16 protein-coding genes are annotated in these 19,868 nt (G+C 62.6%); 2 read left to right on the plus strand and 14 right to left on the minus strand.

The features are described 5' to 3' along the window. The first annotated feature begins 18 nt into the window (after positions 1-18). Positions 19-2,082 carry a polyphosphate kinase 1 gene (ppk1, locus tag AB4Y34_RS13090; RefSeq protein WP_176380431.1) on the plus strand — a complete coding sequence of 688 codons (2,064 nt, stop codon included), beginning with the start codon at positions 19-21 and terminating at the stop codon, positions 2,080-2,082. Positions 2,083-2,200: 118 nt separating this feature from the next. On the opposite strand, the gene phoR is transcribed toward ppk1, so the two are convergent. From phoR to AB4Y34_RS13145, 11 genes are all read right to left on the minus strand, one after another. Continuing rightward, positions 2,201-3,514, minus strand: a complete 1,314-nt coding sequence (phoR, locus tag AB4Y34_RS13095) for a phosphate regulon sensor histidine kinase PhoR (protein WP_176380383.1) — start codon at positions 3,512-3,514, stop codon at positions 2,201-2,203. 89 nt (positions 3,515-3,603) lie between these two features. Next, a complete protein-coding gene (phoB, locus tag AB4Y34_RS13100) occupies positions 3,604-4,305 on the minus strand; it encodes a phosphate regulon transcriptional regulator PhoB (protein ID WP_008922879.1) in 702 nt (233 codons plus the stop codon). 26 nt (positions 4,306-4,331) lie between these two features. Next, complete coding sequence (gene phoU / locus AB4Y34_RS13105; protein ID WP_176380382.1) at positions 4,332-5,036, minus strand: phosphate signaling complex protein PhoU; 705 nt, start codon at positions 5,034-5,036, stop codon at positions 4,332-4,334. Between the two features lie 28 nt (positions 5,037-5,064). Next, positions 5,065-5,913 (minus strand): phosphate ABC transporter ATP-binding protein PstB, encoded by an 849-nt coding sequence (gene pstB, locus AB4Y34_RS13110; RefSeq protein ID WP_176124137.1) that lies wholly within the window; start codon positions 5,911-5,913, stop codon positions 5,065-5,067. A gap of 16 nt (positions 5,914-5,929) precedes the next feature. Next, positions 5,930-6,826, minus strand: a complete 897-nt coding sequence (gene pstA / locus AB4Y34_RS13115) for a phosphate ABC transporter permease PstA (RefSeq protein ID WP_013090003.1) — start codon at positions 6,824-6,826, stop codon at positions 5,930-5,932. Further along, positions 6,823-7,824, minus strand: a complete 1,002-nt coding sequence (pstC, locus tag AB4Y34_RS13120) for a phosphate ABC transporter permease PstC (protein WP_176380381.1) — start codon at positions 7,822-7,824, stop codon at positions 6,823-6,825. Before pstC ends, pstA begins: the two co-directional genes overlap by 4 nt. Before the next feature lie 160 nt (positions 7,825-7,984). Continuing rightward, entirely contained in the window at positions 7,985-9,016 is a 1,032-nt protein-coding gene (pstS, locus tag AB4Y34_RS13125; RefSeq protein WP_176380380.1) for a phosphate ABC transporter substrate-binding protein PstS, read from the minus strand. Positions 9,017-9,413: 397 nt separating this feature from the next. After that, positions 9,414-10,772, minus strand: a complete 1,359-nt coding sequence (glmM, locus tag AB4Y34_RS13130) for a phosphoglucosamine mutase (RefSeq protein ID WP_176105540.1) — start codon at positions 10,770-10,772, stop codon at positions 9,414-9,416. A gap of 29 nt (positions 10,773-10,801) precedes the next feature. Further along, positions 10,802-11,701: a dihydropteroate synthase gene (gene folP, locus AB4Y34_RS13135; RefSeq protein WP_309235006.1), complete on the minus strand. Its 900-nt coding sequence runs from the start codon at positions 11,699-11,701 to the stop codon at positions 10,802-10,804. Positions 11,702-11,784: 83 nt separating this feature from the next. Then, positions 11,785-13,674, minus strand: coding sequence for an ATP-dependent zinc metalloprotease FtsH (gene ftsH / locus AB4Y34_RS13140; RefSeq protein WP_013090008.1), 1,890 nt, complete (start codon positions 13,672-13,674; stop codon positions 11,785-11,787). Positions 13,675-13,863: 189 nt separating this feature from the next. Continuing rightward, a complete protein-coding gene (locus tag AB4Y34_RS13145; RefSeq protein WP_176124230.1) occupies positions 13,864-14,526 on the minus strand; it encodes an RlmE family RNA methyltransferase in 663 nt (220 codons plus the stop codon). 195 nt (positions 14,527-14,721) lie between these two features. On the opposite strand from AB4Y34_RS13145, the gene AB4Y34_RS13150 reads away from it, so the two are divergent. Continuing rightward, on the plus strand, positions 14,722-15,249 hold the full coding sequence (locus tag AB4Y34_RS13150; RefSeq protein ID WP_176380377.1) for a YhbY family RNA-binding protein: 528 nt from the start codon (positions 14,722-14,724) through the stop codon (positions 15,247-15,249). A 189-nt stretch (positions 15,250-15,438) separates the two neighbouring features. Here AB4Y34_RS13150 and AB4Y34_RS13155 read toward each other — a convergent pair whose 3' ends face one another. The 3 genes from AB4Y34_RS13155 to carB all read right to left on the minus strand — a co-directional run bounded on the left by AB4Y34_RS13155 (position 15,439) and on the right by carB (position 19,863). Beyond that, positions 15,439-15,948: a DUF4149 domain-containing protein gene (locus tag AB4Y34_RS13155; protein WP_368716262.1), complete on the minus strand. Its 510-nt coding sequence runs from the start codon at positions 15,946-15,948 to the stop codon at positions 15,439-15,441. A gap of 20 nt (positions 15,949-15,968) precedes the next feature. Next, positions 15,969-16,445: a transcription elongation factor GreA gene (gene greA / locus AB4Y34_RS13160; protein WP_176105537.1), complete on the minus strand. Its 477-nt coding sequence runs from the start codon at positions 16,443-16,445 to the stop codon at positions 15,969-15,971. 151 nt (positions 16,446-16,596) lie between these two features. After that, complete coding sequence (gene carB, locus AB4Y34_RS13165) at positions 16,597-19,863, minus strand: carbamoyl-phosphate synthase large subunit (RefSeq protein WP_176380375.1); 3,267 nt, start codon at positions 19,861-19,863, stop codon at positions 16,597-16,599. Positions 19,864-19,868 lie beyond the last annotated feature (5 nt).

Raw genomic sequence — 19,868 nt, forward strand, 5'->3', positions numbered from 1 at the left:
ATTCCAATCTCGCCACCGATGTCCGTCCGCTATCCCTTATTGAATCGCGAGCTGGGCATTCTGGGTTTCAACGAGCGCGTGTTGGCGCAAGCCGCCGATCCCGCCGTCCCCCTGCTCGAACGTCTCCGCTTTATCTGCATCACCAGTAGCAATCTCGACGAATTCTTCGAAGTCCGCATGGCCGGGCTTCAGGAACAGATGCGCGACAACCCCGGCGCATTGTCGCCGGACGGCATGTCGCTGCAACACGTGTACGACCTCGTGGTCGAGCGTGCGCAGAAGCTGGTACATCGCCAGTACACGATGCTGCACGACACGGTGCTCACCGCGCTCGAGGAGGAAGGTATTTATTTCCACGGCACCGAAGCATGGAGCGACGCGCAGACCGAATGGGCGCGCAACTACTTCTTCGACGAACTGCTGCCGGTGTTGACGCCGATCGGTCTCGATCCTGCCCATCCGTTTCCGCGCGTGCTGAACAAGAGCCTGAACTTCGTCGTCGAACTCGAAGGCAAGGATGCATTCGGCCGCCAGGCGATGATGGGCATCGTGCAGGCGCCGCGCGCGCTGCCGCGGCTCGTGCGCATGCCGCAGGAACTGTCGGGCTATCCGCATGGCTTCGTGCTGCTGAGCTCGCTGTTGCAACGCTTCGTCGGCGAACTGTTTCCGAACCTCCTCGTGCGCAGCTGCAATCAGTTTCGCATCACCCGCAATAGCGAACTGTTCGTCGACGAAGACGAAATCACCAATCTGCGCGTCGCGTTGCAGGGCGAACTGCCGGCGCGGCATCTCGGCAATGCGGTGCGGCTCGAAGTGTCGGCGGACACGCCCGCGCACGTGGTGCGGCGCCTGCTCGACGAAAGCGGTCTGTCGAACAAGGACTGCTACTACGTGAACGGCCCCGTCAATCTGGTGCGGCTGATGCAGCTGCCCGAGATGGTCGACCGGCCGGATCTGAAGTTCGTGCCGCATATTCCGTCGACGCCGACGCAGATCGCCAACAGCGCGAGCATGTTCGACGTGATCGATCAGGGCGACGTGCTGCTGCATCATCCGTACGAGAGCTTCCAGCCGGTGCTCGAGCTGCTGCTGCAGGCGGCCAAGGACCCGAACGTGGTCGCGATCAAGCAGACCATCTATCGCACCGGCACCGACTCGCCGCTGATGGACGCGCTGATGCAGGCCGCGCGCAACGGCAAGGAAGTCACGGTGGTCGTCGAGCTGCTCGCGCGCTTCGACGAAGAAACCAACATCAACTGGGCCTCGCAGCTCGAAGCGGTCGGCGCGCACGTGGTCTACGGCGTGGTCGGCCACAAGTGCCACGCGAAAATGATGCTGATCGTGCGACGCGTATTGGCGGGCGGCAAGTCGACCCTGAAGCGCTACGCGCACCTCGGCACCGGCAACTATCACCCGCGCACCGCGCGCCTCTATACCGACTTCGGTCTGATGACCGCCGATCAGAAGATCTGCGAGGACGTGCACCATGTATTCCAGCAGCTGACCGGCATCGGCGGCGAGCTGAAGCTGCACGAATTGTGGCAGTCGCCGTTCACGCTGCACCCGAAGCTCGTCGAAGCGATCCGCAAGGAAGCCGAGCACGCACGGGCGGGCAGGAAGGCGCGCATCGTCGCGAAGATGAACGCACTCCTCGAGCCGACGGTGATCGCCGAGCTGTATGAAGCAGCGCAGGCCGGCGTGAAGATCGATCTGATCGTGCGCGGCGTGTGCTCGCTGCAGCCGGGCGTGCAAGGACTCTCCGAGAACATCACGGTGCGCTCGATCGTCGGGCGCTTTCTCGAACATCATCGCATCTACTACTTCTACGACAGCGGCAAGGAGCAGGTCTATCTGTCGAGCGCCGACTGGATGGATCGCAATCTGTTCCGGCGCGTCGAAGTCGCATTCCCGGTCAACAACCGGCGGCTGAAACGGCGCGTGATCGCGGAAGGGCTATCGGCGTTTCTCGGCGACAACCAGTCGGCCTGGTTGATGCAAAGCGATGGTCACTATCGCCGGCGCCGGCCGGGCAAGGCGTCGCGCAATGCGCAGATGAGCCTGCTCGGCAAGTTCTGTTCGTAGTCGCCCGCGTCGCGCGCGCTCGCCGCGACGGTGGGCGCCTGATGATCCGCGCGCATAAAAAAACCGCCTGTTTCAGGCGGTTTTTTTGTTGGATCGACCAGTCGGACGACTGCCGTGCTCAAACCTGCGCGGTTTGACAGCGCGCGGTCCGATACACCGGAAAGCGCACCGTGAACGTGCTGCCGCGCCCTTCTTCGCTCTTCACTTCAAGTTGCGCATCGTGCCGTTGCAATACGTGCTTGACGATGGCAAGACCGAGCCCGGTGCCGCCCGTGTCGCGCGAACGGCTGCGATCGACGCGATAGAAGCGCTCGGTGAGCCGCGGAATATCGGCGGCCGGAATGCCGAGGCCGCTATCGATGACCGAGAACACCGCATGGCCACCCTGCGCACGCCAGTTGACCTTGATCGAGCCGCCGTCGGGCGTATAGCGGATCGCGTTCGTCACCAGGTTGCCGAACGCACTGAGAATCTCGGTTTCGACGCCGGTGACGGTCAAAGCTTCGTCGGCTTCGAAGACGATCTTGTGATGATCGCCGGACAGGCTCTGCGCGTCGTCGCGCAGATGCCGCAATACCGCCTGCATGTCGATCATCTGATCGCTCGGCGGCTTGTTGTCACCTTCGAGCGTCGCGAGCACCAGCAGATCGCTGACGATATGACGCATGCGCGACGCCTGCTGCTCCATCAGGTCGAGATAGCGCGCGCGCTCGGCCTCGCCCAACGGCAGCTCGCGCATCGTCTCGAGAAAACCGGACAGCACGGTAAGCGGCGTTTTCAGTTCGTGCGACACGTTGGCGACGAAGTCACGCCGCATCGCATCGGTGCGCTCGAGTTCGGTGATGTCCTGCGACAGCACCAGTTTGCGATTGTCGCCATACGGAAACACCTGCACCGACAGCACGTTCTGGCGCTTGTCGCCCATGCCGCGCATGATCAGCATTTCCTCGTACCGATGCGAATTCAGATAGCGCACGAAATCCGGATGGCGCACCAGATGCGTGATGTGCTGGCGCAGATCGCGCTTCGCATCGAGCCCGAAGTGGCTTTCGGAAATCGCGTTGCACCACTCGATCTGATCGTGATCGTCGAGCATCGCGACGCCGTTCGGCGACGCCTGGATCGCCTGGATGAAACGCGAATGCTGCTGCTCGACCTGGCGCACCTGGGCGTGCCAGCGCTTCGCGAGCTTGTGCAGACGGTAGTAGATTTCGCCCCAGATGCCGGGGGCGCTCGGCACTTCGCCGTACACCGGTGCATCGAGCAGACGCCACAGACGCTGCTTATGGAAGGTACTGAAGACGCTCTGTGCGAGCAGCATGACGATGGCGAGAGCGAGCCCCGCCTTGACGTTCACCAGTGCGCCGACCACCGCGCACAGAACAGCAAGCAGCACGACCGACACGATGGAGCGCGCCCAGATGATGTTCATGGTCTAGCGATCGAAGAGAAAATACAGCGCAGGAAGGAGGTGCGGCGGCGCAACAGCTACGCAGTGCAGTGCGCCGCCGACGACGGCTATCAGGCGCTCTTCGCCAGCCGGTAGCCGCTGCCGCGTACCGTTTCAATCATAGCATCGCACCCGGCCGGCTTGAGTGCCGCACGCAGACGCTTAATATGCACGTCGACGGTACGCTCTTCGACGAACACGTGATCGCCCCACACCTGGTCGAGCAGTTGCGTGCGGCTGTGCACGCGCTCCGGGTGAGTCATGAAGAAATGCAGCAGACGGAATTCGGTCGGGCCGAGATCGAGCTTGATCTCGCTGCCTTCCGCATGCGCGGCGACGCGGTGCGTGGCCGGATCGAGCTTCAGGCCGTTGATCGCGACCACGTCTTCGGTCAGCTGCGGCGCGCGGCGGCGCAGCACCGCCTTGATGCGCGCCATCAGTTCCTTCGGCGAGAACGGCTTCGTCACGTAGTCGTCGGCGCCGATCTCGAGACCGAGCACCTTGTCCTGCTCGTCGCCGCGCGCGGTCAGCATGATGATCGGGATATGCTTCGTGCGCTCGTTGTTGCGCAGATCGCGCGCGAACGAAATGCCCGATTTGCCCGGCAACATCCAGTCGAGCAGCACGAGATCGGGCAGCACGTCGCTGATCAGGTTGTGCGCCTGCTCCGCGTTGTACGCACGAATCGGGCAGTGTCCGGCGTGTTGAAGATTGACCGAAATCAATTCGGAAATGGCGGGCTCATCTTCAATGACGAGAATGCTGCTGGGCATCGGCACCTCTGTTCCTTATCTCTGGATTAGCTGAGCGCTTCGCGTTCGAGCGCGTCGCGCGACTGGTGCCGCACGTCGGTACCCTTGACGATGTAGATGATGAATTCGGCGATGTTCTTCGCGTGGTCGCCGATCCGCTCGATCGCCTTGGCGATGAACAGGAAGTCGAGGCCCACCGAGATCGAACGCGGATCTTCGGTCATATACGAAATCAGCTTGCGCACGAACGCGCGGAATTCCTCATCGATCGCCTTGTCGTCGCGCACGATCTGCGCGGCGGCGACCGTGTCCAGACGCGCGAACGCGTCGAGCGCTCGGCGCAGGATCGACACGGCCATCTCGCCGGACAGCTTGATCTCGGCGATGTTGATGGTGCGCGAGGCGCCGTCTTCCATCAGACGCTTGGTGCGCTTCGCGATCTTCTCGGCTTCGTCGCCCGCGCGCTCGAGGTTCGTGATGGTCTTTGAGATCGCGATCAGCAGGCGCAGATCGCGCGCGGCCGGCTGACGGCGCGCGATGATGTTGCTGCACTCCTCGTCGATCTCGACTTCCATCTTGTTCAGACGGTCTTCGGTGGCGATGACCTGCTCGGCGATACCGAGGTCGAATTCGTTGAGCGCCTGCATCGCGTTGACGATCTGCGATTCGACGAGGCCGCCCATTTCGAGCACTTTCGACGAAACGAGGTTCAGGTCGGCGTCGAACTGGCTGGACAGATGTTTATCGGACATGTCGTACTCCGTTGTATTGCCCGGCGGATCAGCCGAAGCGGCCGGTGATGTAGTCCTCGGTTTCCTTGCGGACCGGCTTGATGAAGATCTTTTCTGTGTCGCCGAATTCGATCAGTTCACCGAGGTACATATAGGCAGTGTAGTCCGAACAGCGGGCCGCCTGCTGCATGTTATGAGTGACGATCACGACCGTGTAGTCGCTCTTCAGCTCAGCGATCAGCTCTTCGATACGGCCCGTCGAAATCGGGTCGAGCGCCGAGCACGGCTCGTCGAGCAGCAGCACTTCGGGGCGAATCGCGATACCGCGCGCGATACACAGACGCTGCTGCTGGCCGCCCGACAGACCGTAGCCGCTCTGGCCGAGCTTGTCCTTCACTTCGTTCCACAGCGCCGCCTTGGTCAGCGCCCATTCGACGCGGTCGTCCATTTCCGAGCGCGACAGCTTCTCGAACATCTTCACGCCGAAAGCGATGTTGTCGTAGATCGACATCGGGAACGGCGTCGGCTTCTGGAACACCATGCCGATGCGCGCGCGCAGCAGCGAAATATCCTGGCGCGTGGTCAGCAGGTTTTCACCGTCCATCACGATCTCGCCTTCCGCGCGCTGCTCCGGATAGAGCGCGTACATCTTGTTGAAGGTTCGCAGCAGCGTGGACTTGCCGCAGCCCGACGGGCCGATGAACGCGGTCACCTTGCCTTCGGGAATCTGCAGATTGATGTTCTTCAGCGCGTGGTACTTGCCGTAGAAGAAGTTGAGATCCTTGACCTCGATCTTCGGACGCGACGGCGTTTGAGCGTGAGCGCTGTGTTCGGGGTCGGAGCCCGCGGGCGCGGTTGCGTGCCCGGCCGGATTGAGTTGGGTTTCTGCCATGTTCATCGGATTCACTCCGCCCTTACTTGTTCGAGAAGATCGTGCGCGCGAGGATATTCAGTCCCAGCACCGCGAGCGTGATCAGGAAGACGCCGGCCCACGCGAGCGATTGCCATTGCGCGAACGGGCTCATCGCAAACTTGTAGATCGTGACCGGCAGGTTCGCGACCGGCTGGCCCATATCGACCGAGAAGAACTGGTTCGACAGCGCGGTGAAGAGCAGCGGCGCGGTTTCGCCGGCAATCCGCGCGACCGCGAGCAGCACACCGGTGACGATGCCCGCGATCGACGCCTTCAGCGTGATCGAAAGCACCATCTTCCACTTCGGCGTGCCGAGCGCGAACGCGGCTTCCCGCATCGCATTCGGCACGAGCTTCAGCATGTTTTCGGTCGTGCGGATCACGATCGGAATCTGCAGCAGCGCCAGCGCGAGCACGCCGGCCCAACCGCTGAAGTGGCCCATCTTCGCGACGACGAGCGCGTAGACGAACAGACCGATGACGATCGACGGCGCCGACAGCAGGATGTCGTTGATGAAGCGCGTGAGGTTCGCAAGCCAGCCCTTCTGGCCGTATTCGGCGAGATAGACGCCCGCCATGATGCCGATCGGCGTGCCAACGAAGGTCGCGAGCGCGACCAGCAACAGGCTGCCGACGATCGCATTCGCAAGACCGCCGCCATCGGTGTTCGGCGGCGGCGTCGACTGCGTGAAGAGCTCGACCGACAAACCGCCGATCCCGAGATGCAGCGTCGTATAGAGAATCCACACGAGCCACAGCAGGCCGAACGCCATCGCCGCGAGCGACAGCGTCAGCGCGATCGCGTTGGTCATCCGACGGCGCCCTTGCAGACGCACGCGCATCGCTTCGAGCGTCGCGGGGTCCTTCAGGCCCGGCATATTCAGGGACGGCCCGCTCATTTCGCGCCCTCCCCTTTCTCGAGACGCAGCAGCATGATTTTCGAAATCGCCAGCACGATGAATGTAATTACGAACAGGATCAGGCCGAGCTCCATCAGCGCCGACGTGTGCAGGCCCGGGTCCGCTTCCGCGAACTCGTTGGCGAGCGCCGACGTGATGCTGTTGCCCGGCGAAAACAGCGAAATATTGTCGAGCAGATTGGTGTTGCCGATCACGAAGGTGACCGCCATCGTCTCACCCAGCGCGCGGCCGAGGCCGAGCATGATGCCGCCGATCACACCGGTCTTGGTGTACGGCAGTACGATCTTCCACATCACTTCCCACGTCGTGCAGCCGATACCGTAGGCCGATTCCTTCAGCAGCACCGGCGTCACTTCGAACACGTCGCGCATGACCGCAGCGATGTACGGGATGATCATGATCGCAAGGATCACGCCCGCGCACAGAATGCCGATGCCGATCGGCGGACCCGAGAACAGCGCACCGACGATCGGAATGCCGCCGAGCACCGCGCCGAGAGGCTTCTGGAACCACACCGCGAAAATCGGCGCGAACACGAGCAGACCCCACATGCCGTACACGATCGACGGAATCGCGGCGAGCAGTTCGATCGCGATGCCGAGCGGCCGACGCAGCCACGCGGGCGACAGTTCGGTCAGAAACAGTGCGATGCCGAAGCTGACGGGCACCGCGATGATCAGAGCGATGATCGACGTCGCGAGGGTGCCGTAGATCGGCACGAGCGCGCCAAATTGCTTGCTGGGTGGATCCCACACCGCCGTCCACAGGAACGCGAGACCGAACTCGCGAATCGACGGCATCGAGGAGATGATCAGGGACACGATGATGCCGCCGAGCAGCAGCAGCGTGACGACCGCGGAAAGGCGTGCGAGGCCGCCGAAGATCACATCGCCGGAGCGGCCAGGCGCTTTTTGCTGCGACGCGCTGCCAGGCGGAGTGGCCCGGCTCGTGCCGGACGCTAAATGAATATCGGACATGAGAGCCTGAGGGACCTGTTTCCAGTTGCCGGACGACACTTGTCGGGCGGGCGGTGATGCATGCGGCGCGTGCCGCGTGAAAGTCGCAGGCCGTCCTCGTACGAGGACGGCCGGGGTGCTACCAGGCGCGATTCAGACATACCGCGCCAGCTTACGCCTGTTACTCGGCGAGCGTCTTGCCTGCCGAATCCTTGACCTTCTGCTTCCACTGCGTGCGGATTTCCGACACGACCGATTCCGGCAGCGAGATGTAGTCCAGATCGTTCGCAGCCTGACCGCCGTTCTTGAACGCCCAGTCGAAGAACTTCAGCGTTTCCGCGCCTTGCGGTGCCTTTTCCTGCGTCGTGTGCAGCAGCACGAACGTCGCGCCGACGATCGGCCATGCGTTCTTGCCCGGCTCGTTCGTCAGGATCTGGTAGAACGACTTCGACCAGTCAGCGCCAGCAGCCGCTGCCTTGAACGTTTCCGTCTGCGGCTGAACCACTGCGCCAGCTTCGTTTTTCATCGCGACGTAGTTCATGTGGTTCTGCTTGGCGTACGCCCATTCGACGTAGCCGATCGAACCCGGCAGACGCTGCACGAATGCCGCAACGCCGTCGTTACCCTTGCCGCCCGTACCGGTCGGCCAGTTGACCGTCGCACCTTCACCGACCTTCGTCTTCCATTCCGGGTTGACCTTCGACAGGTAGTTCGTCCAGATGAAGCTGGTGCCCGAACCGTCGGCGCGGCGCACCACGGCGATGTCCAGATCCGGCAGCTTGACCTTCGAGTTCAGCGCGACGATTGCCGGGTCATTCCACTTCTTGATCTTGCCGAGATAGATGTCGCCGAGCACTTCACCCGACAGCACCAGTTCGCCCGGCTTCACGCCCGGCACGTTGACTGCCGGCACCACGCCGCCGACCACCGTCGGGAATTGGAACAGGCCTTGCTTTGCGAGTTCGTCGTCCTTCAGCGGAGCGTCCGAACCCGCGAAATCGACGGTCTTCGCCTCGATCTGCTTGATGCCGCCCGACGACCCGATGCCCTGGTAGTTAACCTTGCCGCCGCCGGTCTTCTGATAAGCGTCGGCCCACTTCGTGTAAATCGGTGCCGCGAACGTGCTGCCCGCGCCGGTGATGTCTGCGGCTTGCGCTGCGATTGCGAAAAGCGCGCCAGCGACGCCAGCGAACACGGTTTGCATCAATTTCATGAGACCTCCAATGGAGTGTGAGCGTGTGGTGTGAGCGGGAAACTCGAACACCGCGAAGCTTAGGGTCTCTTTATGACAAAAACGTGACTGATCGTGAATCAGATGTGACAGTCACCTTACCCGATGAAAGGTACAGGAGCCGGCAAATTGCCGCGATTGCGATGCTCGTTGCATTGCATTCTTCAAGTTAGACGAAAAAGACGGGGCGCGAACGTTTGCGCTCGGTGCGGAGAGAGGTTTTGGTGCGGGATGCACCGACCTTTTGGCGGCTGGAGCGTGGGGATTTATTGGGGGTGAAGCCGGCGACGAAGGTCATGGCACGCGGGTCGCCGAAGCTCTCGGAGCGACCGTCAGGCAGCAAGCGGTCGCCACCGCCCGCCGCCTGTTGGGGAACAGATCAGGCCGTTGCTACCCGCACGGCTTGCGCAATCGCTTCCGAATGCTCAAGCGCGTCCGCGACGTTCTGCGCCTCTACCATCACGCGCAGTACGGGCTCGGTGCCCGACGCGCGGATCAGGACGCGACCGCGCCCGTCGAGCGCGCCTTCGGCCACTTTGATCGCGCTACGAATCGTATCGCTGCCCTTCCAGTCCGCCCCTGGCTTCATGCGCACGTTGATCAGCTTCTGCGGGAACAGCGTGACGCCGTCGAGCAGATCCGCGAGCGATTTGCCGCTGCGCTGCATCGCCGCCAGCACGAGCAGAGCGGACACGATGCCGTCGCCGGTCGAATGGCGATCGAGCGACAGAATGTGGCCCGAACCTTCGGCGCCGAGCTGCCAGCCGTGTTCACGAAGCTGTTCGAGCACATAGCGGTCGCCGACCGCGGCGCGCACGAACTTGACGCCGGCTCTCTGCAGCGCGACCTCCACGGCCATGTTGGTCATCAGCGTGCCGACCGCGCCTTCCACGTGGCCGGCGGTCGCGATACGGTCCTTGACCAGCACGTACAGCAGCTCGTCGCCGTTGAACAGCCGGCCGGACTCGTCGACGACCTGCAAACGGTCGGCGTCGCCGTCGAGCGCGATCCCGAGGTCCGCGTGGTTCGCGCGCACCGCGCGCACCAGCGCGTCCGGCGCGGTCGCACCGACGCCGTCGTTGATATTGAAGCCGTTCGGCGAGACGCCGATCGGGATCACTTCCGCGCCGAGCTCATGAAACACGTGCGGCGCGACGTCGTACGCGGCGCCATGCGCGCAATCGACGACGAGCTTCATGCCGCGCAGGTCGTACGCGGCCGGGAAGGTGCTCTTGCAGAACTCGATGTAGCGGCCGGCCGCGTCGTCGAGACGACGCGCCTTGCCCAACTGCTCGGAAGCCGCGCAAGCGAGCGGCAGCTCGAGCTGTTCTTCGATCTGCGCCTCGACGTCGTCCGGCAGCTTGTTGCCGTCGGCCGAGAAGAACTTGATACCGTTGTCGTAGTACGGGTTATGCGACGCGCTGATCACGACGCCCGCGGCAAGCCGCAGCGCGCGCGTCAGATAGGCGATGCCGGGAGTCGGCATCGGGCCGGCCAGCATCACGTCGACGCCGGCCGCCGAAAAGCCCGATTCGAGCGCGGCTTCGAGCATGTAGCCCGAGACGCGCGTGTCCTTGCCGATCAGCACGGTCGGGCGAGCGCCTGTCTTCGCCCATTGATCGGCGCCCGCGAGCACCTTGCCAGCCGCGTAGCCGAGCCGCAACACGAATTCCGGCGTGATCGGGCCTTCGCCGACCTTGCCCCGAATGCCGTCCGTTCCGAAGTAACGACGTGCCATATTTGTTCTCCCTGTATCTGGCTGCGGGCTCAACCGTGCGCGCGGCTCTGCTTGGCAGCGTCGCGCAGGGTTGCCCATACTTTCAATGCATCGACTGTTTGCGCGACGTCGTGTACGCGCAGAATCGCGGCGCCCCGCTCGGCCGCGCACACCGCTGCGGCGATGCTGCCGGCCACGCGCTCCGGCGCCGGCCGCCCTGTCACCGCGCCAACCATCGATTTGCGCGACATGCCCGCAAGGATCGGATATGGCGACGCGGCGCGCGGCGCCGTGTCGCGCAGATGCGCAAGCAACGCGTAGTTGTGCTCGACGACGATCTTGCCGAAGCCGAAACCCGGATCGACGCTGATTCGCTCGCGCGCAATCCCCGCCTGCTGCAAAGTCGCGACACGCTCCTCGAGGAACTGGCGCACTTCGCTGACAACGTCGGCATAGTGCGGCTCGCCGCGCTGCATGGTCTGCGGCTCACCTAACATATGCATTACACAAAGGCCGCAGTCGCTGTCGCGCACCGCGTCGATCGCGCCGGGCATGCGGAAGCCCCAGACGTCGTTGATCAGGTCGGCGCCCGCGTTCAACGCATCGCGCATCACTTCCGGCTTGTACGTATCGACCGACAACGGCACATTCGCGCCACGAAGTTGCTCGACGAGCGGTATCACGCGCTCGAGTTCCTCGTCGAGCGGCACCGGCGGCGCGCCAGGACGCGTCGATTCGCCGCCGATATCGATAATGTCCGCGCCCTCGAGCATCATGCGCTCGGCATGGCGCAGCGCATCGCCGCGCATCGCGTACAAGCCGCCATCGGAGAAGGAATCGGGAGTGACGTTCAGAATGCCCATGACCAACGGGCGTTCAAACGTCAGCTTGAAGCGGCCGCACTGCAGCGGCTCTGGAAGGGGTACGGAAGAACAATCGACTTTCGACACGTAACAATGCTTCACTTTGAACGGATCAATGCAAAACGGGCCGGTGTGTAGCACACCGGCCCGCACTTTCTACTGGCTACCTATCAGGCCGGCGCGGTTGCGCTGCCCGGCTTGACTTCTGTGCCCGCGCTGCCGCCCGAGGAGGCGTCGCTTGCCGACGGCGGCGAACTCTTCGGCGAACGCGGCGGACGGCCGGCCATGATGTCGTTGATCTGATCGGCGTCGATCGTCTCCCACTCCATCAATGCGGCGGTCATCGCTTCGACCTTGTCGCGGTTTTCTTCCAGCAGGCGCCGCGCGAGATTGTACTGCTCGTCCAGCACACGACGGATTTCCGCATCGACCTTCTGCTGCGTCGCTTCCGAAATGGTTCGCGTGAAGCCGCGGCCGAACGGCGAAGCGTCGTTTTCGTCGTCGACATAGACCATCGGTCCGAGCGCATCCGTCATACCGAAGCGGGCAACCATCGCGCGAGCCGTCTGGGTCGCCTTGTTGAAGTCGTCCGACGCACCGGTGCTGATTAGGTTCAGGAACAGCTCTTCCGCGACGCGACCACCGAACAGAATGGCAAGACGGTCGAGCAGATAGTCCTTCGAGTACGTTTCGTTATCATGCTCCGGCAACTGCCACGTGACGCCCAGCGCACGGCCGCGCGGAATGATCGTGACCTTATGCACCGGATCGGCCTTCGGCAACAGCTTCGCGATCACCGCGTGGCCCGATTCGTGATACGCGGTCGCACGCTTCGATTCTTCGCGGATCACGGCCGACTTGCGCTCTGGACCCATGAAGATCTTGTCCTTCGCGTCCTCGAAATCGGTCATTTCGACGATGCGCTTGCCGCGGCGCGCCGCGAACAGTGCTGCTTCGTTGACGAGGTTCGCGAGATCGGCGCCCGAGAAACCCGGCGTGCCGCGCGCGATCACTGCCGCATCGACGTCGTTCGAAATCGGTACCTTGCGCAGGTGCACCTTCATGATGTGCTCGCGGCCACGGATATCGGGCAGACCGACGTACACCTGGCGGTCGAAACGGCCCGGACGCAAAAGCGCCTTGTCGAGTACGTCCGAACGGTTCGTCGCGGCGATCACGATGACACCCGAGTTCGCCTCGAAGCCGTCCATTTCGACGAGCATCTGGTTCAGCGTCTGTTCGCGCTCGTCGTTACCGCCGCCCATGCCGGCGCCGCGATGACGGCCGACCGCGTCGATTTCGTCGATGAACACGATACACGGCGCGTGCTTCTTGGCCTGCTCGAACATGTCGCGCACGCGAGCCGCGCCGACGCCGACGAACATTTCCACGAAATCCGAACCCGAAATGCTGAAGAACGGCACCTTCGCCTCGCCGGCGATCGCGCGTGCGAGCAGCGTCTTACCGGTTCCCGGCGGGCCAACGAGCAGCACGCCGCGCGGAATGCGACCACCGAGCTTCTGGAATTTCTGCGGATCGCGCAAAAAGTCGACGAGCTCCGACACTTCTTCCTTGGCTTCGTCGCAACCGGCAACGTCGGTGAAATTGATTGCGTTGTTGTTCTCGTCGATCAGCCGCGCGCGCGACTTGCCAAACGAGAAGGCCCCGCCTTTGCCGCCCCCCTGCATCTGTCGCATCATGTAGAACCAGAAACCGATGATCAGGATCGTCGGCCCGAGGTAATACAACACGGACATCAGTGCATTGGGTTCGTCGTCAGCCTTGCCGCTCACCTGTACGCCATACTTCATCAGATCGCCGACCATCCAGATGTCGCCGGGCGACACGATCTGGTACTTCTGGCCGTCTGCTGGAGTGACCGTGAGGTTCCGCCCCTGGACAATGACGTTCTTGACTTTGCCGTTCTTCGCGTCGTCCATGAACTGCGAATAGGAAACGCCTTCCTGGACACGGGGCTTGTCGAACTGCTTGAACACCGTAAACAGCACCAGTGCGATTACCAGCCACACTGCTGCTTTCGAAAACATATTGTTGTTCAAAGCACCACTCCTTCACTTAGACGGGCGCCTACATTTGCCTTGCGGCACCACGAAAGCATTCTAATCCAGTCCGCAGACCCCTGCCATAGCGTTTCACTACCACGGAAATAGGGTAGCGGGCCAGCTTGACGCTGGTCTCCGACGCATCGGGCTAGTTATTAGCAGAAATGGAACCGGCTCGCCGCATCCCTACGCGAGACGCTTCAAATGCTTACCCAAAATAAATGTTTCTGACGATTTATCCCGCGACGCCTTCGGCTTGCGGGCCGCCACCACCTTGAATTGGCGCTTGAACTTTTCGACAATCTGACTATATCCGCTGCCGTGAAAGCATTTGACTAAAAGGGCACCATCGGGCTTCAGGTGATTTTGTGCGAATTCGAGCGCGAGATCGCATAAATGCTCGATCCGCGCCGCGTCCGCGATCGCCACACCGGACAGGTTGGGTGCCATATCCGAAATTACAAGGTCTACCTGGCGCGCGCCGACCAACTCTTCGAGCTGGACCAGCACCGAGTCTTCGCGGAAATCCCCCTGGATGAAGTGCACGTCGGCTACCGGCTCCATCGGCAGAATGTCCAAAGCGATGATCGTGCCGTCGATGCCACCTTCGCGCTCCGCGTTGCGTTGCGAGCCGCCGGCGAGCTTGTTACGCGCGTACTGGCTCCAGCTGCCCGGCGAGGAACCGAGATCGACGATCACCTGTCCGGGGCGGATGAGCTTGTCCTGTTCGTCGATTTCCTTGAGCTTGTAGGCCGCGCGGGCGCGATAGCCTTCCCGCTGCGCCATTTTGACGTAGGGATCGTTGATGTGGTCGTGCAGCCACGCGGTATTGAACTTATTTTTTGCCATTAAAGATTGAACTATTGCTGCGTCAAGTCGCGCTTTAGGGGATAATACGCGGTTAATTCGCGCGGCCACCGCCAGACTGGCGGCCATCCGCGATTCTGTTGTTCTGACGCGCCCTGCTGAATCAACCCGCCCGAATCGCTCGGCGATCGGACGAAAGCGCAGGAGCCGCCATTTTAGTCGAGTCTTCCACTTTCCATGCCAGCCCTCAAAGTCTCTTCCGACCAACGCGCCGAGTTGCGCTCCCAGGCACATGCGCTCAAACCGGTCGTGCTCGTCGGGGCCGAAGGCTTGACCGACGCTGTACTCGCCGAAATCAGGGTGCACCTCGCAGCGCATCAACTGATCAAAATCCGCGTGTTCGGTGATGAGCGCGAGGAGCGCATCGCCATCTACGAAGAGATCTGCGACACGCTGAACGCGGCACCGATTCAGCATATCGGCAAGTTGCTCGTGATCTGGAAGCCAGAATCGGCACAGCCGGCGGCAAAAGCGAAGCGCGGCGCGTTGCCGAGCGCCCGTGAAGCGGCAGCTGAAGAAGCCCGGCCGAGCAAAGGCCGCGCACCGCGCATCGTCAAAGTGGTGAAGCCGACCGACGTGCCGATGCGCAAGCCGCGAGCGAAAGCGGTGTTGGTGCGCGGCAATGAACGCGTGACGCAGGGCGGCAACATCAAGCGCGCGAAGAAGCGTCAAACCAGCGCGAAGCGTTCGCATCAGTCGAAGTAAGAGCACACGGGGCGAAGGTGCGGACCGGTCCGCACCGCGCGTTGGCGGGCTTGGGCGCAAGGCCCGAAACAGCGCCAATGGCCGCCGGAATAGCGACGATTCGTCGCAACATGAAGTTCATCGCGGGCATCGGTTCGGCATAGACCGGCGGACATAGCGCCGCGTCACACCACCAGCCACCCGCGAGCCTCAGCCCGCCACCTTCCCCGTGACTCCGCGCGCGCCCTCTTCGTCGGCCGCGGTACCGACATGCACCGGTAGCAGCCACACGAGCGCAGCACCTAGCAGGCTCTCGATCAGATAGAACAGACTCGACACGCCATGCAGGATGCCGAAGCGCGTCGCATAAACGGAATGTCCGACGTCGCCGCCAGCCTCGAGCGCCGCGACGCGCATCGCGTTCATGAACGGCTGCAACGCGAAATAGCCCACCAGCACGCATACGAGCATACCGGCGAGCAGCCAGCGCAGGCGGCGATACACGCCACTACCGCGCCGCACGAGCAGATTGGCAAGACCGAGCAGCAAAATACCGCACACGACGCCAATCACTCCCTGAATCCGAAACAGCTGCGCGGCAAGGGCACCCGCCGTCATGCGGTCGAGCGACGTGAACAGCACGGGCGCAACCGCGTAGCCGATAGTCAACAGGCTACCGACCCACACCACCGTCACCAGGCGGAATAAACGATGCGGCATCAGAGACACCGGCGCCATCCTCAGATGTAGCTGACCGCGATGATTTCGTATTCGCGAATGCCGCCCGGTGCCTGCACCGACGCGACGTCGCCTTCCGACTTACCGATCAGCGCACGCGCGATCGGCGAGCTGATCGAGATCAGGCCGTGGTCGATGTCCGCTTCGTCGTCACCGACGATCTGATACTTGACTGACGCGCCCGACTCGAGGTCTTCGAGCTCGAGCGTCGCGCCGAACACCACGCGGCCGTCCGCTTCCACTTGCGCCGGATCGATCACCTGCGCGCCCGCGAGCTTCGACTCGATTTCGGCGATGCGGCCTTCGATGAAGCCCTGCTTTTCCTTCGCAGCGTCGTATTCCGCGTTTTCCGACAGATCGCCCTGGGCGCGCGCTTCCGCGATCGAGTTGATCACGGCCGGACGCTCAACCGATTTCAAGCGCTGCAATTCATCGCGCAGCATGTCTGCTCCGCGCTTCGTCAATGGAATAGTGCTCATAAACAACTCTGGAGGCAAAAAACGGCCATAAAAAAAATCACCGCGGTTAAGTGCATTCCGCGAAAGCCGCCGCCCATGGACAGACCCGGGCCGCAGCACCTGCGGAACGCCGCTTAACCGCGGCACTTACATCTTGGACAGGTATGAAGCCTTAGTTTAGGCGAGCGTGGAGTCCTTGTAAATCATAGACTTCCAGGTTCTTCAGATAACGAAGACCCTCCACCGCCGCGCGTGCGCCCGACATCGTCGTGTAGTAGGTGACCTTGTTCGCCTGCGCGCTCATGCGAATCGAACGCGAATCGGCGATCGCCGCGCGCGTTTCGTCGACGGTCGTGAAGACGAGAGCGATCTCGCCGTTCTTGATCATATCGACGATGTGCGGACGGCCGTCCTTTACCTTGTTGACGACCTTGACCGGCACGCCGGCCGCTTCGATCGCGGCAGCCGTGCCCTTGGTCGCGACGATCGGGTAGCCGAGCTCGTGCAGCATGCGCGCGACTTCGACCGCCTTCGGCTTGTCGGCGTCCATCACGGTCAGCAACACCGTGCCCGACTCCGGCAGACGCGAACCCGCCGCGAGTTGCGACTTGAACAGCGCCTCGCCGAACGTCTGACCGACGCCCATCACTTCGCCGGTCGAACGCATTTCAGGTCCGAGCACCGGGTCGACCGTCGGGAACTTGACGAACGGGAACACCGCTTCCTTCACGCTGAAGTACGGCGGCTCGACTTCCTTCGTCACGCCTTGCGCGGCGAGCTTCTGGCCGACCATCGCGCGCGCAGCGATCTTCGCGAGCGGCAGGCTGGTCGCCTTCGACACGTACGGGACCGTGCGCGACGCGCGCGGGTTCACTTCGAGCACGTAGATGATGTCGTCCTTCGCGCCATCAGCCGCATTTGTTTTGGAGGGCACCTGCTGGATCGCGAACTGCACGTTCATCAGGCCGACCACGTTCAGCGCCTTCGCCATCGCGGCCGTCTGGCGCTTCAGTTCGGCAACCGTCTCCTTCGACAGCGAATACGGCGGCAGCGAGCAGGCCGAGTCGCCCGAGTGCACGCCCGCCTGTTCGATGTGCTCCATCACGCCGCCGATAAACACGGCGTCGCCATCGGAAATGCAATCCACGTCGCATTCGATCGCGTCGTTCAGGAAGCGGTCGAGCAGCACCGGCGAATCGTTCGATACCTTGACGGCCTCACGCATATAGCGTTCGAGGTCGCGCGGCTCGTGGACGATTTCCATCGCGCGGCCGCCCAGCACGTACGACGGACGCACCACGAGCGGATAGCCGATTTCGTCAGCGAGCTTCAGCGCTTCGTCTTCGGTGCGCGCGGTACGGTTCGGCGGCTGACGCAGGCCGAGGTCTTGCAGCAGCTTCTGGAAACGCTCGCGGTCTTCGGCCGCGTCGATCATGTCCGGCGACGTACCAATGATCGGCACGCCGTTCGCTTCGAGATCGAGCGCGAGCTTCAACGGCGTCTGGCCACCGTACTGCACGATCACGCCGACCGGCTTTTCCTTGTCGACGATTTCGAGCACGTCTTCGAGCGTCAGCGATTCGAAGTACAGACGGTCGGACGTGTCGTAGTCGGTCGACACAGTTTCTGGGTTGCAGTTGACCATGATCGTTTCATAGCCGTCCTCGCGCATCGCGAGCGCGGCATGCACGCAGCAGTAGTCGAACTCGATGCCCTGGCCGATCCGGTTCGGGCCGCCGCCCAGCACCATGATCTTCTTGTTGTTCGTCGGATTCGCTTCGCACTCTTCCTCGTAGGTCGAGTACATGTACGCGGTTTTCGTTGCGAACTCGGCAGCGCACGTGTCGACGCGCTTATACACCGGACGCACGTTCAACTCGATACGGCGCGCGCGCACGTCCGCCGGCTTCGCGCCGAGCAGCTTGGCGAGACGCCGATCCGAGAAGCCGCTCTGCTTCAGATACTTCAACTCTTCCTTCGACAGGCTCGCGAGCGTGCGGCCGGCCAGCGCCTTTTCCTTCAGCACGATCTGTTCGATCTGCGCGAGGAACCACGGGTCGATCGCGGTCTCTTCGAAGATTTCCTGCGCGCTCATGCCGGCGCGGAACGCGTCGCCGACATACCAGATGCGATCAGGACCGGCTTCGCCGATCTCGCGGATGATCTCGTCGCGATTACTGGTCTTCTCATCCAGACCGTCGACGCCGACTTCGAGGCCGCGCAGCGCTTTCTGGAACGACTCCTGGAATGTGCGGCCGATCGCCATCACTTCGCCGACCGACTTCATCTGCGTGGTCAGGCGCGAATCGGCTTCGCGGAATTTTTCGAACGCGAAACGCGGGACCTTCGTGACGACGTAGTCGATCGTCGGTTCGAACGACGCCGGGGTCTGGCCGCCGGTGATTTCGTTCTTCAGTTCATCGAGCGTGTAGCCGACCGCGAGCTTGGCCGCGACCTTCGCGATCGGGAAGCCGGTTGCCTTCGACGCCAGCGCCGACGAACGCGACACGCGCGGGTTCATTTCGATCACGATCATCCGACCGTCTTTCGGATTGATCGAGAACTGCACGTTCGAGCCGCCCGTGTCGACGCCGATCTCGCGCAGCACCGCCAGCGACGCGTTACGCAGGATCTGGTATTCCTTGTCGGTGAGCGTCTGCGCCGGCGCGACCGTGATCGAGTCGCCGGTATGGATGCCCATCGGGTCAAGGTTTTCGATCGAGCAGACGATGATGCAGTTGTCCGCCTTGTCGCGGACCACTTCCATCTCGTACTCTTTCCAGCCGAGCAGCGACTCTTCGATCAGCAGCTCGCGCGTCGGCGACAGGTCGAGACCGCGCTTGCAGATCTCTTCGAACTCGTCGCGGTTGTACGCGATACCGCCGCCCGAACCGCCCAGCGTGAACGAAGGACGGATCACGACCGGATAGCCGCCGCTGCCGGTTTCCGCGGCGATCTTCGCCTGCACTGCGAGTGCCTCTTCCATCGAATGCGCGGTGCCCGACTTGGCCGAACCGAGGCCGATTTTGGTCATCGCGTCCTTGAACTTCTGGCGGTCTTCCGCCTTGTCGATCGCTTCCGGCGACGCGCCGATCAGCTCGACGTCGTACTTCGCCAGCACGCCATGCGCGTGCAGATCGAGCGCGCAGTTCAGCGCGGTCTGGCCGCCCATCGTCGGCAGGATCGCGTCCGGGCGCTCCTTCGCGATGATGCGCTCGACCACTTCCCACGTGATCGGCTCGATGTAGGTCACGTCGGCCGTGTTCGGGTCGGTCATGATCGTCGCCGGATTGCTGTTGACGAGAATGACCTTGTAGCCTTCCTCACGCAGCGCCTTGCATGCCTGCGCGCCCGAGTAATCGAACTCGCACGCCTGGCCGATGATGATCGGACCCGCGCCGATGATGAGGATGCTCTTGATGTCTGTCCGCTTGGGCATAACGC

This window comes from Paraburkholderia sp. BR10954 (genome assembly GCF_040965775.1).
Taxonomy (GTDB): domain Bacteria; phylum Pseudomonadota; class Gammaproteobacteria; order Burkholderiales; family Burkholderiaceae; genus Paraburkholderia; species Paraburkholderia youngii.